20 protein-coding genes and 1 tRNA gene are annotated in these 21,200 nt (G+C 62.5%); 10 read left to right on the top strand and 11 right to left on the bottom strand.

The window, feature by feature from the left end:
- Positions 1-26: 26 nt before the first annotated feature.
- The gene (gene pyrF, locus RA21_RS08480; RefSeq protein ID WP_039147837.1) at positions 27-743 is read left to right on the top strand and encodes an orotidine-5'-phosphate decarboxylase; all 717 of its coding nucleotides are present in this window, start codon (positions 27-29) and stop codon (positions 741-743) included.
- A gap of 396 nt (positions 744-1,139) precedes the next feature.
- Here pyrF and RA21_RS08475 read toward each other — a convergent pair whose 3' ends face one another.
- Entirely contained in the window at positions 1,140-1,562 is a 423-nt protein-coding gene (locus tag RA21_RS08475) for an NUDIX hydrolase (RefSeq protein WP_019295084.1), read from the bottom strand.
- Positions 1,563-1,651: 89 nt separating this feature from the next.
- Between RA21_RS08475 and RA21_RS08470 the strand changes: the two genes are divergently transcribed.
- Positions 1,652-2,905 carry a DNA polymerase IV gene (locus tag RA21_RS08470; protein ID WP_039147764.1) on the top strand — a complete coding sequence of 418 codons (1,254 nt, stop codon included), beginning with the start codon at positions 1,652-1,654 and terminating at the stop codon, positions 2,903-2,905.
- Positions 2,906-2,916: 11 nt separating this feature from the next.
- Here the strand turns inward: RA21_RS08470 and RA21_RS08465 are convergent, their stop codons facing one another.
- Positions 2,917-3,777: an N-formylglutamate amidohydrolase gene (locus RA21_RS08465; RefSeq protein WP_019295086.1), complete on the bottom strand. Its 861-nt coding sequence runs from the start codon at positions 3,775-3,777 to the stop codon at positions 2,917-2,919.
- Positions 3,778-3,940: 163 nt separating this feature from the next.
- Between RA21_RS08465 and RA21_RS08460 the strand changes: the two genes are divergently transcribed.
- The 4 genes from RA21_RS08460 (at position 3,941) to RA21_RS08445 (ending at position 6,551) form a co-directional block, all read left to right on the top strand.
- Positions 3,941-4,015, top strand: a tRNA-Val gene (locus RA21_RS08460).
- Positions 4,016-4,094: 79 nt separating this feature from the next.
- A complete protein-coding gene (ykgO, locus tag RA21_RS08455; protein WP_005648635.1) occupies positions 4,095-4,220 on the top strand; it encodes a type B 50S ribosomal protein L36 in 126 nt (41 codons plus the stop codon).
- 231 nt (positions 4,221-4,451) lie between these two features.
- On the top strand, positions 4,452-5,468 hold the full coding sequence (locus tag RA21_RS08450; RefSeq protein ID WP_039147762.1) for a Fe(3+) ABC transporter substrate-binding protein: 1,017 nt from the start codon (positions 4,452-4,454) through the stop codon (positions 5,466-5,468).
- 222 nt (positions 5,469-5,690) lie between these two features.
- Positions 5,691-6,551 carry a CobW family GTP-binding protein gene (locus tag RA21_RS08445; protein ID WP_019295088.1) on the top strand — a complete coding sequence of 287 codons (861 nt, stop codon included), beginning with the start codon at positions 5,691-5,693 and terminating at the stop codon, positions 6,549-6,551.
- A gap of 72 nt (positions 6,552-6,623) precedes the next feature.
- Here RA21_RS08445 and RA21_RS08440 read toward each other — a convergent pair whose 3' ends face one another.
- The 6 genes from RA21_RS08440 to RA21_RS08415 form a co-directional block, all read right to left on the bottom strand.
- Complete coding sequence (locus RA21_RS08440; RefSeq protein WP_039147760.1) at positions 6,624-8,303, bottom strand: ABC transporter permease; 1,680 nt, start codon at positions 8,301-8,303, stop codon at positions 6,624-6,626.
- Between the two features lie 155 nt (positions 8,304-8,458).
- On the bottom strand, positions 8,459-9,676 hold the full coding sequence (locus RA21_RS08435) for a phenylacetate--CoA ligase family protein (RefSeq protein WP_039147835.1): 1,218 nt from the start codon (positions 9,674-9,676) through the stop codon (positions 8,459-8,461).
- Positions 9,677-9,693: 17 nt separating this feature from the next.
- Entirely contained in the window at positions 9,694-10,542 is an 849-nt protein-coding gene (locus RA21_RS08430) for an ABC transporter ATP-binding protein (protein ID WP_019295091.1), read from the bottom strand.
- Between the two features lie 117 nt (positions 10,543-10,659).
- Positions 10,660-11,943 (bottom strand): ABC transporter substrate-binding protein, encoded by a 1,284-nt coding sequence (locus RA21_RS08425; protein WP_019295092.1) that lies wholly within the window; start codon positions 11,941-11,943, stop codon positions 10,660-10,662.
- Positions 11,944-12,035: 92 nt separating this feature from the next.
- Complete coding sequence (locus RA21_RS08420) at positions 12,036-13,112, bottom strand: branched-chain amino acid ABC transporter permease (RefSeq protein WP_019295093.1); 1,077 nt, start codon at positions 13,110-13,112, stop codon at positions 12,036-12,038.
- 74 nt (positions 13,113-13,186) lie between these two features.
- Entirely contained in the window at positions 13,187-13,450 is a 264-nt protein-coding gene (locus RA21_RS08415; protein ID WP_039147757.1) for a hypothetical protein, read from the bottom strand.
- Positions 13,451-13,552: 102 nt separating this feature from the next.
- Here RA21_RS08415 and RA21_RS08410 point away from each other — a divergent pair, with 102 nt between their 5' ends.
- Entirely contained in the window at positions 13,553-13,885 is a 333-nt protein-coding gene (locus RA21_RS08410) for an SHOCT domain-containing protein (RefSeq protein ID WP_039147756.1), read from the top strand.
- A gap of 27 nt (positions 13,886-13,912) precedes the next feature.
- On the opposite strand, the gene RA21_RS08405 is transcribed toward RA21_RS08410, so the two are convergent.
- Entirely contained in the window at positions 13,913-14,899 is a 987-nt protein-coding gene (locus RA21_RS08405; RefSeq protein ID WP_019295096.1) for a branched-chain amino acid ABC transporter permease, read from the bottom strand.
- A gap of 102 nt (positions 14,900-15,001) precedes the next feature.
- Positions 15,002-15,820 carry an ABC transporter ATP-binding protein gene (locus RA21_RS08400; protein WP_029204703.1) on the bottom strand — a complete coding sequence of 273 codons (819 nt, stop codon included), beginning with the start codon at positions 15,818-15,820 and terminating at the stop codon, positions 15,002-15,004.
- An 88-nt stretch (positions 15,821-15,908) separates the two neighbouring features.
- Between RA21_RS08400 and RA21_RS08395 the strand changes: the two genes are divergently transcribed.
- Positions 15,909-16,094: a hypothetical protein gene (locus tag RA21_RS08395; protein ID WP_019295098.1), complete on the top strand. Its 186-nt coding sequence runs from the start codon at positions 15,909-15,911 to the stop codon at positions 16,092-16,094.
- Positions 16,095-16,147: 53 nt separating this feature from the next.
- On the opposite strand, the gene RA21_RS08390 is transcribed toward RA21_RS08395, so the two are convergent.
- A complete protein-coding gene (locus RA21_RS08390) occupies positions 16,148-18,112 on the bottom strand; it encodes an AMP-binding protein (RefSeq protein ID WP_039147753.1) in 1,965 nt (654 codons plus the stop codon).
- A 455-nt stretch (positions 18,113-18,567) separates the two neighbouring features.
- Between RA21_RS08390 and RA21_RS08385 the strand changes: the two genes are divergently transcribed.
- Positions 18,568-20,469, top strand: a complete 1,902-nt coding sequence (locus tag RA21_RS08385) for a hybrid sensor histidine kinase/response regulator (RefSeq protein ID WP_039147752.1) — start codon at positions 18,568-18,570, stop codon at positions 20,467-20,469.
- Positions 20,466-21,170: a response regulator transcription factor gene (locus tag RA21_RS08380; protein ID WP_039147750.1), complete on the top strand. Its 705-nt coding sequence runs from the start codon at positions 20,466-20,468 to the stop codon at positions 21,168-21,170. The genes RA21_RS08385 and RA21_RS08380 overlap by 4 nt, the downstream gene beginning before the upstream one ends.
- Positions 21,171-21,200 lie beyond the last annotated feature (30 nt).

Genomic DNA, 21,200 nt, shown 5'->3' with positions numbered 1-21,200 from the left:
CCGAACCGCCACCAAAGGACCCCGCCATGACCCAAGCCCCGCGCGCCGACGACCGCCTGATTGTTGCCATGGATGTCCCCAATGCGCTGGACGGTCTGAAACTCGCCGAACAGCTCGGCGATGCGGTCTCCTTCTACAAAATCGGCCTTGGCATGCTCACCGGCGGCGGCCTGGCGCTGGCCAATGAGCTCAAGCAGGAGCACGGCAAGCGCATCTTCCTCGACATGAAACTGTTCGACATCGGCGCCACCGTGGAAAGCGCAGTGCGGGGCTTGGCGCAGTTCGACCTCGACTTCCTCACCGTGCATGGCGACCCCTATGTGGTGCGCGCGGCCAAGGAAGGCGCGGCCGGCAAGGACCTCAAGATCCTCGCCGTCACCATCCTGACCTCGCTCGACCGTCAGGACCTGGACGGGGCGCTGATCAAGGACGGCGCAGTGCAGGACCTGGTGCTGGAACGCGCAGGCAATGCCTTTGCCGCGGGCGCCGACGGCGTCATCGCCAGCCCGCAGGAGGCCGCCCTGATCCGCGCCCTGCCCGAGGCTGAAGGCAAGCTGATCGTCACCCCAGGCGTGCGCCCGGCCGGTGCGGACCTGGGCGACCAGAAGCGCGTCGCCACCCCGGCCAGCGCCATTGCAGACGGCGCTGACCATATCGTGGTGGGCCGTCCGATCTGGAAAGCGAACAGCCCGCGCGCCGCAGCCGAAGCCATCCTGGCGGAGCTGGCAGGCGTAAAAGCGTAACAAGCCATATCGCTTCCGGCACAGGCAGCAACGGGTGTATCGCCTTGCTGCAAGCTCTCCCCCCATCAGATTGCCTAAAAATTAGGCAGAAAGAAAAATGTGCGGCAGGTGCACCATTTCCCGGCCAGGCGCCTCACCGCCCGCCGGTGACGTAACGTCAAGTTGCTCTTTTCGCTGACGAAACCCGCAGTCAGGGCTATTTCTGCGCCAAATCGTCCTGTGCCTCAAAAAGCACACCCGCCAAACCCGCAGCCAATGCACGGCCCCGCAAACTTTGCGAAACAGCGCCATGTGGGAGATTCTCATATTGAGACACTCCCCAGACGGGCTTTTCTTCCTGAGACCCGTCACCTTTCCCCCCGCACACCAGCGGGGGATCTTTCTTTTCAGCCGCAGTCACACTGGCCGCACCGCAAGATATTCCCGCAGCCGGTCCGCAAAATGCGGCACTGCCATCGGGTGTGCGCAATAGGTCTCTGGCGCCATCAGCGCCCAGCCCTGCCCCTCATCCCCGAACCGAACCGCGCTGACTGTCTCAGCAGGCAGATGCGCAGCAAAGAACCAGACCCGCCCGTGCGGCCGCTGGTACGCTCTGGACCAGATCAGCAGATCAGGCTTCAGCACCAACCCCACCTCTTCATAGGTCTCGCGCAGCGCGCAGGCTGCCGGGCTTTCACCCGACTCACGCCCCCCGCCCGGCAGATCCCAATGCCCGGGATAGGGAATATCCGGCTTGTCATCGCGCTGGATGACCAGCAGATCCTGCCCCAGAAACACCGCCAGCTTTGCGCCGGCAAAATCTTCGCCTGCTGTTGTCATGATCTGTCACTTGGCAACCGGCCGCGCTAAAGACAAGCCTTCCGCCGCAAGTTAAACTTGCCCATCCAAGACCACAGCCCGCCATACCCATGCACGCCCTTTGCCGAGACTGCCTCAGCCAGATCGCCCCTGCCCGGCGCTGCCCCCATTGCGGCAGCCCGCGGATCAAGGCGCATGCGGAGCTGTTTGCCCTCACCATCGCCCACATGGATTGCGACGCCTTCTATGCCAGCGTCGAAAAACGCGACAATCCGGAGCTCGCCACCAAGCCGGTGATCATCGGCGGCGGCAAGCGCGGCGTGGTTTCCACCGCCTGCTATGTCGCCCGTATCCGAGGCGTGCGCTCTGCCATGCCGATGTTCCAGGCGCTGAAGCTCTGCCCTGACGCCGTGGTGATCAAGCCGCGGATGAGCGTCTACGTCGAGGTCAGCTGCGAGATTCGCAAGATGATGAACGAACTGACCCCGGACGTGGAGCCGCTGTCGCTGGACGAGGCCTTCATGGACCTCACCGGCACCGAAAAGCTGCACGGCGCGCCGCCCGCAGTGATGCTGGCCCGGCTGGTCAAGCGCATGAAGGATGAGCTGGGTGTCACCGGCTCCATCGGCCTTTCCCACAACAAGTTCCTGGCCAAGGTTGCCTCCGACCTCGACAAGCCGCGCGGCTTTTCGGTGATCGGCAAGGCCGAGACGGGTGATTTCCTGCGTGAAAAACCGGTGCGGCTGATCTGGGGCATCGGCCCTGCCGCCCAGGAAAGCCTGGACAAGGCCGGCATCCGCACCTTCTCCGACCTCTTGCGCTGGGACCGCGAGGCCCTGCACGTCCGCTTCGGTTCCATGGGCGACCGGCTCTGGCATCTGGCCCGCGGCCAGGACCGGCGCCGGGTCTCGGCGCATGAGCCGATCAAGTCGATCTCCAATGAGACCACCTTCTTTGAGGATACCGCCAGTCTGGAGGTGCTCGACGGCCACCTGTGGCGGCTGGCTGAGAAAGTGTCGGACCGGGCCAAGGCGCGGGAGCTGGCGGGCCGGGTGGTGACGCTCAAGCTGAAACGCGCCAACCATTCGGCACTGACCCGGCGCGTGACCCTGCGCAGCCCGACCCAGATTGCAGACCGCATCTACCGCACCGCCCGCGGCCTGCTGGATCAGGTCGGCGACGAAGGCCCCTACCGGCTACTGGGCTGCGGGATATCAGACCTGGTTCCCGAATCGCACGCTGATGAAACCGGCGACCTCTTGGACCCGAATGCGGGCAAACGGGCAGAGGCCGAACGCGCCACGGATGCCATCCGCAAGAGATTCGGCGACAGCGCCATCCTGAAAGGCCGCGCCCTGCGCTGAAGGTGACGCAGCTACTCCGCTGCCAGCGGCAGCTCCTCCCGCCCGATTGCCGCAATTTCGGCCACCACTTGGCGCAGCAGCTGCTGCAGCGCTTCAAAATTCGCATTGGGCCGGATATTGGCCTCGTCCATATAAAGCGCCCGGTCGATCTCAATCTGCACCGCATGCTGGCGCCGCGAAGGGCGGCCATAGGTCTGGGCAATATAGGCACCGGCAAAGGGCGTGTTGCGCGCCACCTTCAGCCCGGCCGCAGCAAAAGCCGCCTCAATCCGGTCAACAACTCTGCTGTCCGCGGCTGCCCCGAACCGGTCACCCAGCACGATCTCCGGCCTGCCCGTGCCTTGCGGTGCCATCGCCTCCACCGCTTCGTGCGGCATCGAATGGCAATCCACCAGAATCGCCTGCCCGAACTGCCGGTGCGACTGATCCAGCAGCCCCTTCAGCGCCTTGTGGTAAGGCTGCCAGCAGTCCTTGATCCGCCGCTCCGCCTCCGCCCGCGGCAGCTTGCCGCTGTAGATCGCCCGGCCATTGGCCACCACCCGCGGAATCACCCCAAGTCCAGAGGCCACCCGCGGATTCTGGCCGCGCCGCTGCACCCCTTCGATCACCGCCGGGTCCAGCTCATCCGGCGCGCGGTTCAGATCCAGATAGGCCCTTGGCTTCAGGGCCCGCAGCAGCGGCGCCCCAAACTCCGGCGCTGCCCGGAACAGCTGGTCCACAAAGGCATCTTCTGAGCTGCGGATCTCTTTCCGCCCCAGAATCGACTGTGACAGAAAGGAATCGGAATAGTCCGCGCCGCTGTGCGGAGAGGCAAAAACCACTGCCGAGGCCAGTTTCTGCGGGGAAATCACGGAAAACGCTGTATCAGGCATCCTTGCTCCGGTGCTTCTTGTGCAAGAAACAGCATATCGCGGAAATTTCTGCGGTCAAAAGCTCTTGCGCACGCCGGCGACTCTATTTATAGACCCCCTCACCGGCGCGGCACCCCGCGCCCCTTTCACTTCTAAGGGGCAGGAACGCAGCGCAGGCCAGAGTGGGCGATTAGCTCAGCGGTAGAGCACTTCGTTGACATCGAAGGGGTCACAAGTTCGATCCTTGTATCGCCCACCATTCAATTCACTGCTTCGGCTCCGGCCCAAGCACCCGCTAACCCAGGCGCTGGTTCGCGCCGCAGACAAGGAGAGAGACCATGAAGGTCAAGAACTCGCTCCGTTCGCTGAAGAACCGGCACCGCGATTGCCGGGTTGTGCGCCGTAAAGGCCGCGTGTATGTGATCAACAAGACCCAGCGCAAGTTCAAAGCGCGCCAGGGCTAAGATCCACCACAGCGACATGCAGAAAACCGCATCATCCGATGCGGTTTTTTTGCGTTTGGGGGGTCAGTCCGGACAAGCGATGCAAAGACAGAGCGCGTTCCAGGCCGGGCAAGGCAACAGCTGATTGCGACTTTCTGACTGTTTCAGTCGGAAATTCATTGCATCTGCCGCCAGATGCTTTAATCGACTGTTTCAGTCGGAAAACTGATCTAACCAAGAACGGGACATCCAATGCTGAAAGCCACAACCGTAATGGCCGGCGCGCTGAGCGCAGCTGTTGCCACCGCCGCTGCTGCCGAGGGCGAGCTGAACATCTACTCCTCGCGCCACTATGACACCGACGAGCAGCTCTATTCGGATTTCGAACAGGCCACCGGCATCACCATCAACCGCATCGAAGGCAACGCCGATGAGCTGATTGCCCGGATGAATGCCGAAGGCGAAAACTCCCCTGCTGACATCCTGATAACCGTTGACACCTCGCGCCTGACCCGCGCCAAGGAGGCGGGTGTCCTGCAAAGCATCGACAGCGACGTGCTGGAAGCCCGCGTCCCCGCCTACCTGCAGGATCAGGACAACCAATGGTTCGGCTTCAGCCAGCGCGCGCGCATCATTTTCTACGACAAGAATGAGGTGGCAAACCCGCCGCAGACCTATTTGGATCTGGCCGACCCTGCCTACAAAGGCAAGGTTTGCATCCGGTCGTCCAAGAACACCTACAACCAGACCCTGCTGGCCTCGATCGTGACCCACCACGGCGCTGAAAAAGCCCGCGGCTGGGCCGAGGGCGTGGTCGCCAACATGGCCCGCGATCCGCAGGGCGGCGACACGGACCAGATGCGCGGCATCATCTCCGGCGAATGCGATATTGCCGTTGCAAACAGCTATTACTTTGCCCGCTCGATCCGCAAAGACGTCAAGGGCATCTCCGAAAACCGCGATCAGATCGGCTGGCTGTTCCCCTCCCAGAACGCGGAAGGCGCACATATGAACCTGTCGGGCGGCGGCGTGGCCGTGCATGCCCCGAACAAGGAGAACGCCATCAAGTTCCTGGAATACCTTTCCAGCGATTCCGCCCAGGCGTATTTCTCCGCCGGCAATGACGAATACCCGGCGGTGTCCGGTGTCGGCCTGGCCCCGTCGATCGCGGCCCTTGGCCATTTCAAACCGGATGACGTGAACCTGTCCGAGGTCGCCAAGAACCTGCCCGAGGCACAGAAGATCTTCAACGACGTCGGCTGGAAGTAACGCCAGCCTTCAAAGAAACTGGAAAAGCGCGGCTCTGGCCGCGCTTTTTTTTTGCCTGTACGTTTCCCAAATGGCACAGCAGCCGCCAGTTTGGCGAAAGTTCGAAGCAATCCCAGCTTTTCCTAGACCCGCCACCACCACATGCCTATAGGTTCGCGCATCTTGAAATTAGGGGGGAAACATGCAGTCGGGAGCACGCCGCGCTCTGGAGGAACAGAGCCTATGAACCGGTTGCCAGTAACGATTATCAGCGGCTATCTGGGCGCGGGCAAGACAACGCTGATCAACCGCCTCCTGGCAGAGGATCACGGGTTGAAACTGGCCGTGATCGTCAATGACTTCGGCGCGGTCAACATTGATGACGCCCTGATCCAGGACACTGAAGGCGGCAAGATCGCCCTGACCGACGGCTGCGTCTGCTGCACCATGGGGGATGACCTGTCTCTGGCGCTGCGCACCGTACTAAACCGCCCGGAACAGCCCGACCACCTGGTGATCGAGGCCAGCGGCATCTCCGATCCCGTTGCCATCGCCAATTCCGTCCTGAATGAATCCGGCCTCAGCTACGGCGGCATCGTCTCCCTGGTGGATGCGGAAAACGCCGCGACCCTGCTGAACGATCCGCTGGTAGCCCCGCAGGCAGAACAGCAGATCCGCACGGCCGATCTGGTGATCGCTACCAAATGCGATGACCTGAATGCAGAGCTTTCAGCACTTCTGGCCAAGGCCGGCGCCCGCACCCCCACCGTGCTCAACACCTCTCCGGTGGCAGAACTTCTGTTTGACGTGGTGCCGCTGCCCAAGGGCCGCGCGGTCGCGGCGCACCCCTCCTATACCACCTGGCAGCACCGCAGCAGCACCGTTCTGGACCGCCGCACGCTGGGGGACAAACTGGCAGAGCGGCCAGCCGGGCTTTACCGGATGAAAGGTTTCGTGCTGACCACCGGCGGCGCCTATGAGCTGCACGTCGTGGGCCGCCATGTGGAGGCCAAACGCTGCGAGGCGGAGGAGACGCTGCTGGTCGGCCTCGGCCCGGCAGACCGGATTACCCGCGACGAAATCGAGGCCTGGTGGGCGGCATAAGCCGTCCCCTTTGCAGAGACGCGCCAGGAAAATTCGAATTTTCCTGGCAAGAATTTTCCAAAATTCTTGCGCCTACCGCCGCCGTCCAACCTGGCGGCAGATCAGGATCACCGGCAGCAGCCCCACCGCCATGATCACCAGCGACGGCACTGCCGCACCTTCCAGCCGCTCATCCGCGGCCAGCCGGTGCGCCTGCACCGCCAGCGTGTCGAAATTGAACGGCCGCATGATCAGCGTTGCCGGCAGCTCCTTCATCACATCGACAAAGACAATCAGCAGCGCCGTTAGCAGGCTGGGTGTCAGGATCGGCAGATGCACCCGCCGCAGCATCCCCATCGGCCCCTGCCCCAGCGACCGCGCCGCGGCATCCATGTTCGAATGCATCGTCGCCTGGCCGCCCTCATAGGCGCCAAGCGCCGCCGCCATGAACCGTACCCCATAAGCCGCCACCAGCAGCCAGATTGAACCTGTCACCAAAAGCCCGGTACGGATCCCGAAGGCTTCGCGCATCCAGGCGTCCAGCGCGTTGTCAAAGGCGGCGAAAGGCACGATCAGCCCCACCGCAATCACCCCGCCCGGCACCGCATATCCCAGCCGAGCGAAATAGGCCGCGGTCGCGGACAGCCGCCCGGGCCGCAGCCGCTGGTAAAAGCCCAGGCACACCGCCGCCGTTACGGTCAGCACCGCCGCCGCCGTGGCCAGGGTGATCGAATTGGTTGTGAAATCGATGTAACGGCGGCTGAACAGGTTTTGTTCGGAGTCAAAACTCATCGCGAACAGCACCGCCACCGGCAGCAGGAAGCCCAGCACCACCGGCACGGCGCAAAAGAACACGGCAATCGCCGCCTTGATGCCGCCCAGCTCGGCTGGCGCCATCTGGCTGTGATGCTTGCCCGCGTGATGGTATTTCGCCCGCCCGCGCGTCGCCCGCTCCACCACCGCCAGCGTCAGCGCAAACCCCAGCAGGCACAGTGCCAGCTGCGCCGCGCCGCCGCGGTCGCCCAGCGAGAACCAGCTGGTGTAGATGCCGGTGGCAAAGGTCTGCACCCCGAAATAACTGACCGTGCCAAAGTCCGCGATGGTCTCCATCACCGCCAGCAAAACGCCCGAGGCAATGGCCGGCCGCGCCATCGGCAGGCTGACCAGCCAGAACGCTTGCCAGGAATTCTTGCCAAGCGCCCGCGCCGCCAGAAAGGCGCCTGCGCTCTGCTGCATGAAGGCCGCCCGCGCCAGCAAGTAGACATAGGGGTAAAGCACCAGCACCAGCATCGCCGCCGCCCCGCCGGTGGAACGGATCTCCGGGAACCAGTAGTCCCGCGGCCCCCAGCCGGTCACCTCGCGCAACGTGGACTGCACAATGCCGGGATGATCCAGGATATGGGTATAGGCATAGGCCAGAACATAGGCCGGAAAGGCCAGCGGCAGCACCAGCGCGACTTCCAGCAGCCGGGCACCGGGGAACCGGGTCATCGTCACCAGCCAGGCGGCGCCTGTGCCGATTGCAAAGGTGCCAAGCGCCACCAGCGCCACCAGCGCCAGCGTCGTCAGCGAATAGCCCGGCAGCACAGTCCCGGCCAGGTGGCTGATCGTCTCCGTGCCGCCAAAGGCCGCCGCCAGCGCCACTGCCACCATCGGCAGCAGGCAGGACAGCGCCACCGCCCAGGCCAGCACAGCAAAGACACTGCCCCCGGTTCTGCCGCCGCGGCGGCGCCCGTGCGGCGCGTATTCTATGGGATCATTGGCAGCGGTCATGTGCGGCAGTCTGGGTCCAGCTGATAGGTCTCACCGCCCTATTTCGACTATTCCAGTCAGAAATTCCAGCCGAAAGCGCGGCACGGACCGGCCCTTCCAAAACAGCAAACGGGCGCCGGATAACGGCGCCCGCATCAACTGCTTCCATGACGGTCTCAGTCGTAGGTCCGCTGATCCTCAATCACCAGACCGTCCTTGGGCAGAGCATCCGGCGCCACCACTTCGACCTTGCCCTTGAGCTTCAGAACCTCGATCACCGACCGGGCAAAGACCGCCTCGTCGCCGCCCTTGGCTTCGATCTGCACAGTCATCGCATCCATCTCGCCGTCGCGGCTGGCAATCACCCGCGCCTTGACGATCTCGTCATGCTTCTCAACCAGCGCAGCCACCTGCTCCGGGCGCACGAACATGCCCTTGATCTTGGTGGTCTGATCTGCCCGGCCCATCCAGCCCTTGATCCGCATGTTGGTGCGGCCGCAGGGCGAGACACCCGGCATCACCGCCGACAGATCACCAGTGGCAAAGCGGATCAGCGGGTAATCGGGATTAAGCGTTGTCACCACAACCTCGCCGACCTCACCCGCCGCCACCGGGTTGCCGGTGCCGGGGGTGACGATCTCGACGATCACATGCTCGTCGACAATCATCCCCTCCATTGCCGGGCTTTCATAGGCGATATTGCCCAGATCGGCAGTGGCATAGCACTGCAGGCAGGAAATCCCGCGGTCGAGGTACTCCTGGCGCAAGCTGGGGAACAGCGCACCGCCCCCCACTGCGGCCTTGGAGAACATCAGCTCCACGCCCATGGCATCGGCCTTGTCCAGGATCACCTTCAGGTAATCCGGCGTCCCTGCATAGGCGGTGGCACCTACATCATGCGCCGCCGTCACCTGCAGCTCGGTCTGGCCGGTTCCGGCCGGCAGCACCGCGGCGCCAACCGCCCGCGCACCGTTTTCAAAGATCATGCCGGCAGGCGTCAGATGATAGCCGAAACAGTTCTGCACCACATCGCCCTGGCCGATGCCAGCTGCATGCAGGAACCGTCCCATGCGCCACCAGTCGCCATCCACGCCGCCCGGCTCATAGATCGGGCCCGGACTCTGGAAGATATGGGCAAAGCCGGTTGCGGGCTTGACGGTGAAGCCGCCAAAGGGCGGATGCGCCGCCTGTGCGCGGCTCAGTTCGGATTTGCGCAGCACCGGCAGCGCGGCCAGCGCCTCCACCGAGGTCACGGCTGCGGGGTCCACCCCGTCCAGCAGGCTGGCGTAGCCGGGGGCGGATTTGGCGCGGGCGATCTGCTCCGGCAGCGCCTGGGCCAGGCCGGCGGCGCGTTCATCTGCGCTGCGGGTTTCAAGCGTGTCAAAAAAGCTCATCACATCATCTCCCCGCATCAGCTCAGCCACCTCTTGCGGCGGCGGTAGGACCGCACGTCGCGGAAGCTCTTGCGCCCTTCGTCCGACATGCCGAGGTAGAATTCCTTCACGTCCGGGTTCTCCCGCAGCTCTGCTGCAGGCCCGTCCATCACCACCCGGCCGGATTCCAGGATGTATCCGTAATGGGCATAACGCAGAGCGACGTTGGTGTTCTGCTCCGCCAGCAGGAAGGTCACGCCTTCCTGTTCGTTGATCGACTTCACGATCTCGAAAATCTGCTCCACCAGCTGCGGCGCCAGGCCCATCGAGGGCTCGTCCAGCAGGATTGTCTCCGGCCGCGACATCAGCGCGCGGCCCATCGCCACCATCTGCTGCTCGCCACCCGAGGTATACCCAGCTTGCGACTTGCGGCGCTCCTTCAGGCGCGGGAAATAGTGATAGACCATCTCCAGGTCTTTCTGAATGTCGGCACCGCTGTCACGGCGGGTATAGGCGCCGGTCAGCAGGTTTTCCTCCACCGTCAGGTGCTCAAAGCAGTGGCGGCCTTCCATTACCTGGATGACGCCCTTTTTCACCAGTTCCGCCGGGTCCTGCTCATGCACATGCGCACCGCGGTACTTGATCGACCCCTTGGTCACTTCCCCGCGTTCCGAATGCAGCAGGTTTGAGATTGCCTTCAGCGTCGTGGTCTTGCCGGCCCCGTTGCCGCCCAGCAGCGCCGTGATGCCGCCCTTGGGCACATTCAGGCTCACGCCCTTCAGGACGAGGATCACGTGATTGTAGATCACCTCGATATTGTTGACCTCCAGCAGGGTCTCGGCCTGCACATCGGAAGTATCGGCGGCGGTGTTCGCTGCATCCAGCATCAAAGCGTGTCCTCATACCTGTCCCGGTTCTTCTCCGGGACCCTGTTTGCGTGGCGCGGCGGCTCCCCGCCGCACCGTTTCTTCCCGGCCCCGCCAAGGCAGGGCCGGACAGAGCCCTTAGCTGCAGCCGGGCTCGATGTTGTTCTCAGACGCGTAGGCGGCGGAGTCTTCTTCGATCAGCTTGCCGATCACTTCGGTGTCGGACGGTTTGAAGTCCGAGATCAGCGACCAGGTCTTGCTCTCCGCATCCCACTGGGTCACGCCCACCAGGCCCGGGCCGCCGTGGTTCTCGCAGGAGACGTTGAAGGTCGGGCCGAAGTTCGGCATCCCCAGCGCTTCCATCTTGGCCTCATCGATCACCAGCGCTTCCATGCCGTCGCGCATCATCGCCGCGGTGATGTCCGCAGTGCCGTGAATCTCCTGCGCGGTCTTGGCGGCCTCTGCTGCCAGCATCGCCGCGTACATGCCGCGGTTATACAGCACGTTGCCCACCTGATCGCCGGCGCCCGCGGCCTTGCCCGCATCAACAACGTACTTCTGGATGTCGTCAAACACCGGGAAGTCACGGCCCACGTTGTGGAAGGTCACCGCCTTGTAGCCGTCGGCCTTGGCGCCTGCCGGCATCACGTCATGCTCGGCACCGGACCACCACACGCCGATGAAGTTCTCCATCGGAAAGCGGATGTTGGCGGCTTCCTGGATCGCCACCTGGTTCATCACGCCCCAGCCCCACATCACGACGTTGTCGGGACGGTCACGGCGGATCTGCAGCCACTGCGATTTCTGCTCCTGGCCGGGATGGTCGACCGGCAGAGCAATCAGCTCAAAGCCGTGCTTCTTGGACAGCTCTTCCAGGGTGCGGATCGGCTCCTTGCCATAGGCGGAATTGTGGTAGATCAGCGCAATCTTCTTGCCGCTGATGTCGCCGCCATTGGATTCCAGCAGGTAGTTCACCACGCCCGAGGCGCCGTTCCAGTAGTTGGCCGGGTAGTTGAACACGTGGCTGAACACTTCACCGTTGGCAGCCGAGGTCCGGCCATAGCCCATAGTGTGCAGCGGGATGTTGTCCGCGGTCACTTTGGGGATCAGCTGATAGGTGATGCCGGTGGACAGCGGCTGATAGATCAGCGCGCCCTGGCCCTTGGTGGACTCGTAGCATTCCACACCCTTTTCGGTGTTATAGCCGGTCTCGCATTCGATCACCTTGGCCTTGACGCCGCCGATGCCGCCATCGCGCTCATTCAGCAGGGTGAAATAGTCGTTGTAGCCGTCCGAGAACGGGATGCCGCCCGCCGCATAAGGCCCGGTCCGGTAGCTGAGGTCCGGGAACACCAGGTCCGCCATTGCCGGACCGGCTGCCATCGCGGCGCCCAGCGCCAGTGTGGTCAGTGTCTTTTTCATCGGCTTAAATCCTCCCTTTGGTCTTATCCGATGGTTTCCAAAAACGGGGGTGGTCTTACTTTTCTCCCCGCCAGCTCTCGAGGCCGCCCGCATCAGTGCGGGAAAGGCCACAGTCTCAGTTTCTCCTTGGCAACGCGCCACAGCTGCGCCATGCCGTGCGGTTCCGCGATCAGGAAGACAATGATCAGCGCCCCGACGATCACCAGCTGGAAATGCGCCACGATATCGGTGGGCCAATTCAGAAGATCGACGCCAACCACCTTGAGGATCACCGGCAGCAGCACCAGGAAGGCCGCACCTGCAAAGGATCCGAAGATCGACCCCAGCCCACCCAGGATGACCATGAACAGAACCAGGAACGATTTCTGGATGCCGAAGGCCTCGCCAACCTCGACCGCGCCCAGGTACACGGCAAAGAACAGCGCGCCGGAGATGCCGATGAAGAAGCCGGAGACCGCAAAGGCCGTCAGTTTCGCTTTCAGCGGGTTCACCCCGATGATTTCGGCAGCGATATCCATGTCGCGGATCGCCATCCAGGTCCGGCCCACGGTGCCGCGGGTCAGGTTGCGGGCAATCAGCGCGCAGACCGTCAGGAAGATCAGGCAGAACAGATAGGTGGCCCAGGCCGGCGCGTTGGGGCCGGTGATGATGATGCCGAAGGTATCACGCTCCGGCGCGTTGATCTGGCCCGAGGCGGAATAGTTGTAGAACCACGGCACCCGGTTGAACAGCCACACCAGGAAGAACTGCGCCGCCAGCGTTGCCACCGCCAGGTAGAACCCCTTGATGCGCAGGGACGGCAGGCCGAACAGCACACAGACAAACGCGGTGATGCCGCCCGCCAGGATCACATGGATGAACATGCTGACCTCCGGGAAGGCGGTCATCAGCTTGTAGCAGGCATAGGCGCCCACCGCCATGAAACCGCCGGTGCCAAGGCTGACCTGCCCGCAGTAGCCGACCAGGATGTTCAGCCCGATCGCCGCGATCGAATAGATCAGGAAGGGCAGCAGGATCGCATTGGCCCAGTAGTCATTGATCAGGAAGGGGATAAGGCCAAAGGCCACCGCCAGCACCACATAGTACCGGTAACGGTCGAACTTGATCGGAAACGTCTGGCTGTCATCGGCATAGGAGACTTTGAAATCCCCGGCTTCACGGTAGAACATGTCTCAGATGCTCCCTTTCTGTTGCGCGTTGGCACTCTTGCCTGCGCGGATACTGTTGTTGGTTGCTGCGGCGCTCATTCGATTTGCCCCCACTGGGCCTGCGCCGCGTCGCGCTGATCGCGCGTCATCCGGTTCGAAGGTTTGGCATAGCCGCTGCGCTCGCTGCCGCGCACCAGCCGCAAATAGGCGATGATGCCGGTAATCAGCCCGGCCGAGGCCAAGAGCGCCGCGGTCACCACCTGGGTTTCGCTGTAGCTTTCCGCCGTCAGCGCCAGGTAGCCGAAGGCCCAGAAACCGGCCCAGGCAATCACGTTGATGACGGCGATCAGCTTGGTCATACCGCACCCCCGGCGTTAACCACTTTGTCAGATTTCCCGGCTTGGACACATTTTGCCCACTTCTTTGTGGAACCCTGTTCGCGGGTAGAGTGAGTGGAACAAATGACCGTGATTTTCGAGGAAATCCGGCGGCTGGAGGCCGCGCTGAAGAAGGGTGACATATCCGAGGCCGAATTTTCCAAGGCCAAGGGCCGGCTGCTGGAAACGGTGGAAGACGCAACCGTGCTGCCGCCCTTTGAGTTTGAGCCGCCGCGGCGGCAGGCTTCCAAAGCAGCGCCCGGCCCGTGGGGTACGGTGCTGATCGGGCTGCTGATGGCCGGGCTGCTGACCTTTGTGGCCGGGCAGCTGATCGGCAACATCACCATCGCCTTCACTCTGGTCGCCACGGTCTGCGCCGCCATCGTTGTCGCCGCCTTCCGCCGGCTCGAGGGCTGAGTGTTCCCGGAGCAGATCATATGAGCCTCAGACCCGTTCAATGATCTTCTCCCCGAACAGACCCTGCGGACGGAACACCAGGAACAACAGCGCCAGCACATAGGCAAACCAGTTCTCAGTCGCGCCGCCCACCAGCGGGCCAACCGCGAATTCGAACAGTTTCTCGCCCACGCCGATGATCAGGCCGCCAACGATAGCGCCGGGGATCGAGGTGAAGCCGCCCAGCATCAGAACCGGCAGCGCCTTCAGCGCGATCAGCGACAGTGAGAACTGCACGCCGGACTTGGTGCCCCAGACGATGCCCGCAACCAGCGCCACGAAACCTGCGACCGACCACACCAGAACCCAGATGAAGTTCAGCGAGATGCCGACCGACAGCGCCGCCTGGTGGTCATCCGCAACCGCGCGCATCGCCCGGCCCTGCTTGGTGTACTGGCTGAAGGCCACCAGGCCCGCCACCAAGAGCGCCGCGATCACCGTCGCCACGATATCCAGATTGTCGATAAAGAAACCGTAGCCGAAGATGTTGAAGGTGGTCTCGTCGATCCACAGGTTGATGCCCTGCGGCAGGCCGACGTCCAGCGTCTTGATCTCGGAGCCCCACATCAGATCGGCGACGCCTTCCAGGAAGTAGGCCAGCCCGATGGTGGCCATGAACAGGATGATCGGCTCCTGCCCGACCAGATGCTTCATCACCAGCACTTGCACCAGCCAGGCCAGCAGCACCATCACCGCGACCGTCAAGGCAATCGCAACGACGCCAGGAACATTCCATCCAAAGTGGGTGACATGGCCGCCAAAGACCGCATTGATCAGATGCGAAAACGGCACCTGCCCCTGCATGATCCCCACCAGCGTCATCGCCGCAAACAGCGCCAGAACGCCCTGGGCATAGTTGAAGATGCCGGAGGCCTTGTAGATCAGGACAAACCCCAGCGCGACCAGCGCATAGAGAACGCCCGCCATCAGGCCATTTAGCGTCACTTCCATCGCAAAGACGAGTTGTTCGGGCATTAGAGGCTCTCCTCGGAATTCTGCGCTGCGGCGGTGCACAGGGGGTGCACAGGGGGTGTACGGGTGTCACCCTGCCGGAGCCGGGTGTTGCTGCGGTGCAACTCAGTCATGGCTGACCCCCAGGTAGGCGTCGATCACATCCTGGTTGTTGCGCACCTCATCCGGGGTGCCGTCACCGATTTTCTTGCCGTAATCCATCACCACGACCCGGTCGGAGAGGTCCATCACCACACCCATGTCGTGCTCGATCAGGGCGATGGTGGTGCCGAACTCGTCGTTCACATCCAGGATGAAGCGGGACATGTCCTCCTTCTCCTCGACGTTCATGCCGGCCATCGGTTCGTCCAGCAGCAAAAGCTTCGGTTCCGCCGCCAGCGCCCGCGCCAGTTCGACCCGTTTCTTCAGGCCATAGGGCAGCCGTGCCACCGGGGTTTTGCGGATGTGCTGGATCTCCAGGAAGTCGATGATCCGCTCCACCACTTCGCGGTTCTCGGTCTCTTCGGCCTCGGCCTTCCCCTTCCACAGGGCCTGCGAAAACAAGCCTGTTTTCATATAGTTAAGGCGGCCCGTCATAACGTTGTCCAGAACGCTCATACCTTCGAACAACGCGATGTTCTGGAAGGTGCGGGCGATGCCCTGGCGCGCCACCTCATAGGGGCGCATCGGCGGGCGTTTCTTGCCGTGGAACAGCACTTCGCCTTCCTGCGGCACATAGAAGCCGGAGATCACATTAAGCATCGACGACTTGCCAGCGCCGTTGGGCCCGATGATTGCGCGGATCTCGCCCTCGCGGATGTCAAAGGAGATGTCCTGGATCGCCACCACACCGCCAAAGCGCAGGGTGATGTTCTTCATCTCCATCACCACACCGCCGATGGTGCGGCCGTCGTCAGTCACATAGCTTAAGGAATTGTCAAGCATAACAACGGCCTCCATATTTCTGCCGCATAGAAATTTTAAGATTTCCATGCGATACTTGTTCAAAACGAGCAGCAAGGAGATCGACGTTATGTTCGGCGAACTTGAGCATTCCTGCCTTCTGAAGATGGCACTTGAATGCAAGCAGATGGGCCTCAGCCAATCCGAAAGCCTGGCCTCCATCATGGAGCAGACTCACGGGTTCAGCTCCCCCTTCAAGATCCAGCAGGTGGTCAACACGGCCTACAATCCCGGCCTCAACCCCGACCTGATCTGAGGGTGACCCGGCCTGCCCGGCACGGGGCGGGAAATTATCCGGTGAAACGTGCATCATTCCGCGGCCACCTTGTGAACCGCCCCAGGCTTCACGTCCGCATCGACAATTGTCAGCGTCGCCTTGATGGAGCCCTTGCGGCCGTCCTCATAGGTCACTTCCGTCACTGTCGAGACCTTTTCCGAGCCGTCGTACAGCGCGGTAATGATGTCGTCGAACTTCTCTTCCACGATGCGGCGGCGCACCTTGCGGGTACGGGTCATTTCACCGTCATCGGCATCCAGTTCTTTGTGCAGCACCACAAAGCGGTGCACCTGGCAGCCCGACAGCATCGGGTCCTCCGCCACTGACTTATTCACCGCTATGACATGCGACCGGATGGTCTCCAGCACCTTCGGATGACCTGCCAGCTCCTGATAGGAGGCATAGGCGATATTGTTGCGTTCCGCCCAGTTGCCGACCGCCGTCAGGTCGATGTTGATGAAAGCCACGCAGCGGTCGCGGCCATTGCCAAACAGCACCGCTTCCAGAATGTCCGGATAGAACTTCAGCTTGTTTTCCACATACTTGGGCGCAAACATGCTGCCGTCGGCCATCTTGCCCACGTCCTTGGCGCGGTCGATGATCCGCAGATGGCCGGAGCCTTCCTCGAAGAAGCCCGCATCGCCGGTGGCAACCCAGCCCTCAGCATCCTTGGTTGAGGCGGTGGAGTCCGGGTTGTTGAAGTATTCAACAAAGGTGCCGGGCGAGCGGTAGTGGATCTCGCCGCTGTCGTCGATCTTGATCTCGACCTCCGGCGCCGGCACGCCAACGGTGTCGGCCCGCACCTCGCCATCCGGCTGGACGGTGATGAACACGGTGGCCTCGGTCTGGCCGTAAAGCTGTTTCAGGTTGATGCCCAGCGAGCGGTAGAAATCAAAGATCTCCGGCCCGATCGCCTCGCCGGCGGTGTAGCCCACACGGATGCGGCCATAGCCCAGCGTGTCCTTCAGCGGGCCATAGACCAGCACATTGCCCAGCGCGTATTTCAGCCGGTCCATCAGGCCCACAGGGCGGCCGTCCAGAATGTCGCCGCCGACTTTCTTGGCGTGCGCCAGGAAGTGGTGGAACATCTTGCGCTTCAGGGCGCCTGCGTCCTCCATCCGGATCATCACATTGGTCAGCTGGCCTTCGAACACCCGCGGCGGCGCAAAGAAATAGGTCGGCCCGATTTCGCGCAGGTCGGTCATCATAGTGTCCTGGCTCTCCGGGCAGTTCACGCAGAAGCCGCACCAGTAGGCCTGGCCGATCGAGAAGATGAAGTCGCCCACCCAGGCCATCGGCAGGTAGGAGAGTATGTTTTCGCCTTGGGTCAGATGATCGAACTCTGAAGAGTTCTTGGCGCTTTGGATCACGTTGCGGTTCGACAGCACCACGCCCTTGGGCTTGCCGGTGGTGCCGGAGGTATAGAGCATCACGCAAGTGCTGTCATAATCCAGCTTGGCCTGCCGCGACTGCAGCTCACCGATCAGCTCATCATGGGCGGCGCGGCCCTGATCCTGAATATGGCTGAACTGGTGCAGCTGGGTGTGGTCGTATTTCCGCATGCCGCGCGGATCGAGATAGATCATATGCTCGAACTGGTGCAGCTGATCCTGGATCTCGATCACCTTGTCGGCCTGCTCCTGATCGCCAACGATCACGAAGCGCGCGCCGCAGTGACCCAGCACATAGGCCATCTCCTCGGCTACCGCGTCCTGATAGAGCGGCACCGGCACAGCGCCCACCGCTTGAGCGGCAACCATCGACCAGTAGAGATAGGGACGGTTGCGCCCTATGATGGCGACAAAGTCGCCTTCCTTCACGCCAAGGTTGATGAGGCCCAGCGCCAGCGCCTCGATTTCCTTTGCCGTTTCGGACCAGGTCCAGCATTGCCAAATGCCGAATTCCTTTTCCCGGTAGGCCGGCGCATCCCCGAATTGCGCCGCATTGCGTTGAAGCAGCGCCGGCAGGGATTGCATACCCTGGGCGCCCGTCTGCATCTGAGCCAACTTTCTCTCCTCCCTTTCCGGCGTTACTGCCGGACTGGCCGCTGCCCGCGGCTCTGGCCCCGATTAGGGACAGCGGTAGAGTAGCCCGTCAACTTTTTCCTGATGTTTTCCCAAATCTTACGAATTGTAACAGCCCGTTTCGCCTTATTTTAAAGGCTGTTACGCTAGCCTTCGTAAGGTTGCATGAGCGAAACCTTGCAGCGCAAGGTAACAGTCCGCCCGCATTCGCGCGGGATACGAACGAATGGACAGTGTTTCGAATCAAGCTCTACTGGTGGATTTATGAAACTTTTGATCAGCCTGCCTACGTTTAGTAACGGCACCCAGAAACTTTCAACAACCATAACGTGATCACTGTTTTAACGCCGCAGCACCGGGACACCCCGCGGCCGAATGGCAATTTGCCCTGAACCTGCCCCGGTGCTAGCCATGATCCGGGGAGAGCCATGAACCGGACAAGCAAACAACACGCCGCAATGACCACCGCCGGGCTGAACCTGATCGCCCAGGCGCTGTCGATCTATGACAACGACCTGCGGCTGTCGGTCAGCAACCGGCGCTTTCAGGAAATGTTCAACCTGCCGGACCACCTGGTGCAGCCCGGTGCCTCCTTTGCCGAGACAATCCGTTTTCTCGCTGAAGCCGGGGAATATGCGCCGGAAAGTGACATAGAGGAGATCGTTCAAAGCCGGGTTGAGCAGGCGCTGGATTTCGTGCCGCATTACCTGGAACGCGAGCGGCCCAACGGGCAGATGATCTCGATCGAAGGCTCGCCGCTGCCGCAGGGCGGCTGGGTTACGGTCTATACGGATATCACCCGCGCCAAGCGCGCCGAGCAGCTGCTGCGCTCCCGCTCCGAAGAACTGTCGGAGAAACTGATTACCCATACTGAGGAACTGTCCGCCGCCAACCGGCAGCTTGAGGCCGCCAACACCGCACTGGAAGAGACCAAGCGCCAGCTGACGGAAATTGAGGGCCGCACCCGCCTGACAACGGAAATGATGCCTGCCCATATCGCCCATGTGGATGCGGACGGTTATTACACCTATACCAACCGCCGCCTCAGTGCAGTGTTTCCGGGGCGCCCGTCGGATATCCTGGGCATGCATATTTCGGATGCATTGGGGGAGGCCGCATTCGAGCGGATCGAGCCGCATCTGCTGGCTGCCTACAAGGGCGGCAGCCCGGTTTTCGAGTTCACCGAAAGCCACGGCAGCCGCCGCATCAGGGTCGCTTTCACCCCTGACCAGCAGGGCGGCGTCTATATCCTGTCGATGGATGTGACCGAGGAAACCCAGGCCCGCGTGGCGCTGCAGCAGGCACGGCGCCGCGAGATGGCGGCGCAGATGACCAGCGGTCTGGCACATGATTTCTCCAACCTTCTAACCATCATTCTGGGCATGCAGGGCAAGCTGGAGAAGATGGGGCTGGGCGGTGAAGCCAGCGATCTGGTGCAAGGCACCCTATCTGCAGCGCGGCGTGGCGGGCGGCTTTTGAACCGGATTGCCGAGATGACCAGCCAGCGCACCCTGCGCCCGCAAGCGACGGATATGCACGCGCTGCTGGACGAACTGAAAGTGCTGGCATCACCTTCACTGCCGCAAGGACTGGGGCTCAGCATTCTCGACAACCTGCCGGATCAGGCGCTGCTGCTGGACGCGGGCAAGCTGCAGGATGCATTGCTGAACCTGATCCTGAATGCCCGCGACGCCTGCGGCACTTCCGGCCAAATCACGGTCAGCGCCCACTCGGTCGGCCAGACGTGGGTTGAAATCACCGTCACCGATACTGGCCCTGGTTTTTCGCCGGAAGCACTGGAAAAAGCTCTGAACCCGTTCTTCACCACCAAGGGCAGCGAGGGCTCCGGCCTAGGCCTGCCGATGGTCTATGACATGGCAAAACTCGCGGGCGGCGACATGCGGATTGGCAACGGCATCAGCGGTGCCGCGATCACCTTGCGCCTGCCCTACCGCCCGGCCCCGGATGCCGGCGGCGGCATGGCGCTGCTGGTTGAAGACAGCGAGGAACTGCGGGCCGCCTTCCGCGATATGCTGATCGACCTCGGCTATTCGGTGATTGAGGCTGCCAGCGTGGACGAGGCCTGCGCACTGACCGCCGACCTGCCGGACATCGCGCTGGTGCTATCGGATATCATGCTGGAGGGCAGCGCAACCGGCGTTGACTTGGCCGTCCGGCTCGACGGCTCCGGCCTGCCCTGCATCCTGATGACGTCCTTGCCCGTCAGCGATCCGCTGTTCCGCAAGGCATTGAAATGCGGTCCGGTTTTGCGCAAACCTTTCACCATCCACCAGCTCTCTGAGCTGATCCAACCGGAGCCCGCCGCATGACATCCCCCTTGGTCACCATATTGGATGACGAGCCGGAAATCCGGCAGATCCTGACCGACACGCTGGAGGATGCAGGCTTCCGCACCCAGAGCTTTGCCCGCGCCCGCGAATTCGAGGCAGCCCTGAACCGGGTCACACCGGACGTCTGCCTGGTGGACTTGTCGCTGCCTGATACCGACGGGTTGGCGCTGGTGCACCGGCTGGCGCTGGAACAGGGAGCGGCAGTCATCATCATTTCCGGCCGGGCGCAGGTGCAGGACCGGGTGACCGGCCTGGAACTGGGCGCTGACGATTATATCACCAAGCCCTTCGATCCGGCAGAGGTGGTGGCCCGCGTCCGGGCCCGCCTGCGTGCTGGCCCGCGAACCGCAGCGCCCGCCAGCAACACCGCAAGGTTTGCCGGCTGGACCGCCCATTTCGACCGCTACGTGCTGGAGGATTCCGAGGGCACCGAGACCCCGTTCTCCCATGCCGAAGGTGAGGTGCTGCGGCTGTTCCTGGACAGCCCCAAACGGCTGATCTCCCGCGCACAGATGCAGGAGATGCTGGGTGGCGCGGCCGGTGACAGCTTTGACCGGGCGATGGACGTGCGCATTTCGCGCCTGCGCACCAAGCTGCGCGAAGACCCTAAAAACCCGCGGCTGATCAAGACGATTTACGGCGCAGGCTATATCTTTTTGGGCGATGTCGACTGGGCCTGACCCCGCTCAGGTAGAAAAGCACCCAGACCG

This window comes from Leisingera sp. ANG-DT (assembly GCF_000813785.1).
GTDB lineage: Bacteria > Pseudomonadota > Alphaproteobacteria > Rhodobacterales > Rhodobacteraceae > Leisingera.
The sequence above is the reverse complement of the archived record's forward strand: the minus strand, read 5'-3'. Positions and strand labels throughout refer to the sequence as shown.

Coding starts and splice junctions, on each gene's coding strand:
- RA21_RS08470 (WP_039147764.1), top strand. CDS start 1,652: ATGCACGCCCTTTGCCGAGACTGCCTCAGCCAGATCGCCCCTGCCCGG.
- RA21_RS08435 (WP_039147835.1), bottom strand. CDS start 9,676: ATGAGCTTTTTTGACACGCTTGAAACCCGCAGCGCAGATGAACGCGCC.
- RA21_RS08390 (WP_039147753.1), bottom strand. CDS start 18,112: ATGCAGACGGGCGCCCAGGGTATGCAATCCCTGCCGGCGCTGCTTCAA.
- RA21_RS08405 (WP_019295096.1), bottom strand. CDS start 14,899: ATGCCCGAACAACTCGTCTTTGCGATGGAAGTGACGCTAAATGGCCTG.
- RA21_RS08430 (WP_019295091.1), bottom strand. CDS start 10,542: ATGCTGGATGCAGCGAACACCGCCGCCGATACTTCCGATGTGCAGGCC.
- RA21_RS08385 (WP_039147752.1), top strand. CDS start 18,568: ATGAACCGGACAAGCAAACAACACGCCGCAATGACCACCGCCGGGCTG.
- RA21_RS08380 (WP_039147750.1), top strand. CDS start 20,466: ATGACATCCCCCTTGGTCACCATATTGGATGACGAGCCGGAAATCCGG.
- RA21_RS08445 (WP_019295088.1), top strand. CDS start 5,691: ATGAACCGGTTGCCAGTAACGATTATCAGCGGCTATCTGGGCGCGGGC.
- pyrF (WP_039147837.1), top strand. CDS start 27: ATGACCCAAGCCCCGCGCGCCGACGACCGCCTGATTGTTGCCATGGAT.
- RA21_RS08425 (WP_019295092.1), bottom strand. CDS start 11,943: ATGAAAAAGACACTGACCACACTGGCGCTGGGCGCCGCGATGGCAGCC.
- RA21_RS08410 (WP_039147756.1), top strand. CDS start 13,553: ATGACCGTGATTTTCGAGGAAATCCGGCGGCTGGAGGCCGCGCTGAAG.
- RA21_RS08415 (WP_039147757.1), bottom strand. CDS start 13,450: ATGACCAAGCTGATCGCCGTCATCAACGTGATTGCCTGGGCCGGTTTC.
- RA21_RS08420 (WP_019295093.1), bottom strand. CDS start 13,112: ATGTTCTACCGTGAAGCCGGGGATTTCAAAGTCTCCTATGCCGATGAC.
- RA21_RS08475 (WP_019295084.1), bottom strand. CDS start 1,562: ATGACAACAGCAGGCGAAGATTTTGCCGGCGCAAAGCTGGCGGTGTTT.
- RA21_RS08450 (WP_039147762.1), top strand. CDS start 4,452: ATGCTGAAAGCCACAACCGTAATGGCCGGCGCGCTGAGCGCAGCTGTT.
- ykgO (WP_005648635.1), top strand. CDS start 4,095: ATGAAGGTCAAGAACTCGCTCCGTTCGCTGAAGAACCGGCACCGCGAT.
- RA21_RS08400 (WP_029204703.1), bottom strand. CDS start 15,820: ATGCTTGACAATTCCTTAAGCTATGTGACTGACGACGGCCGCACCATC.
- RA21_RS08395 (WP_019295098.1), top strand. CDS start 15,909: ATGTTCGGCGAACTTGAGCATTCCTGCCTTCTGAAGATGGCACTTGAA.
- RA21_RS08440 (WP_039147760.1), bottom strand. CDS start 8,303: ATGACCGCTGCCAATGATCCCATAGAATACGCGCCGCACGGGCGCCGC.
- RA21_RS08465 (WP_019295086.1), bottom strand. CDS start 3,777: ATGCCTGATACAGCGTTTTCCGTGATTTCCCCGCAGAAACTGGCCTCG.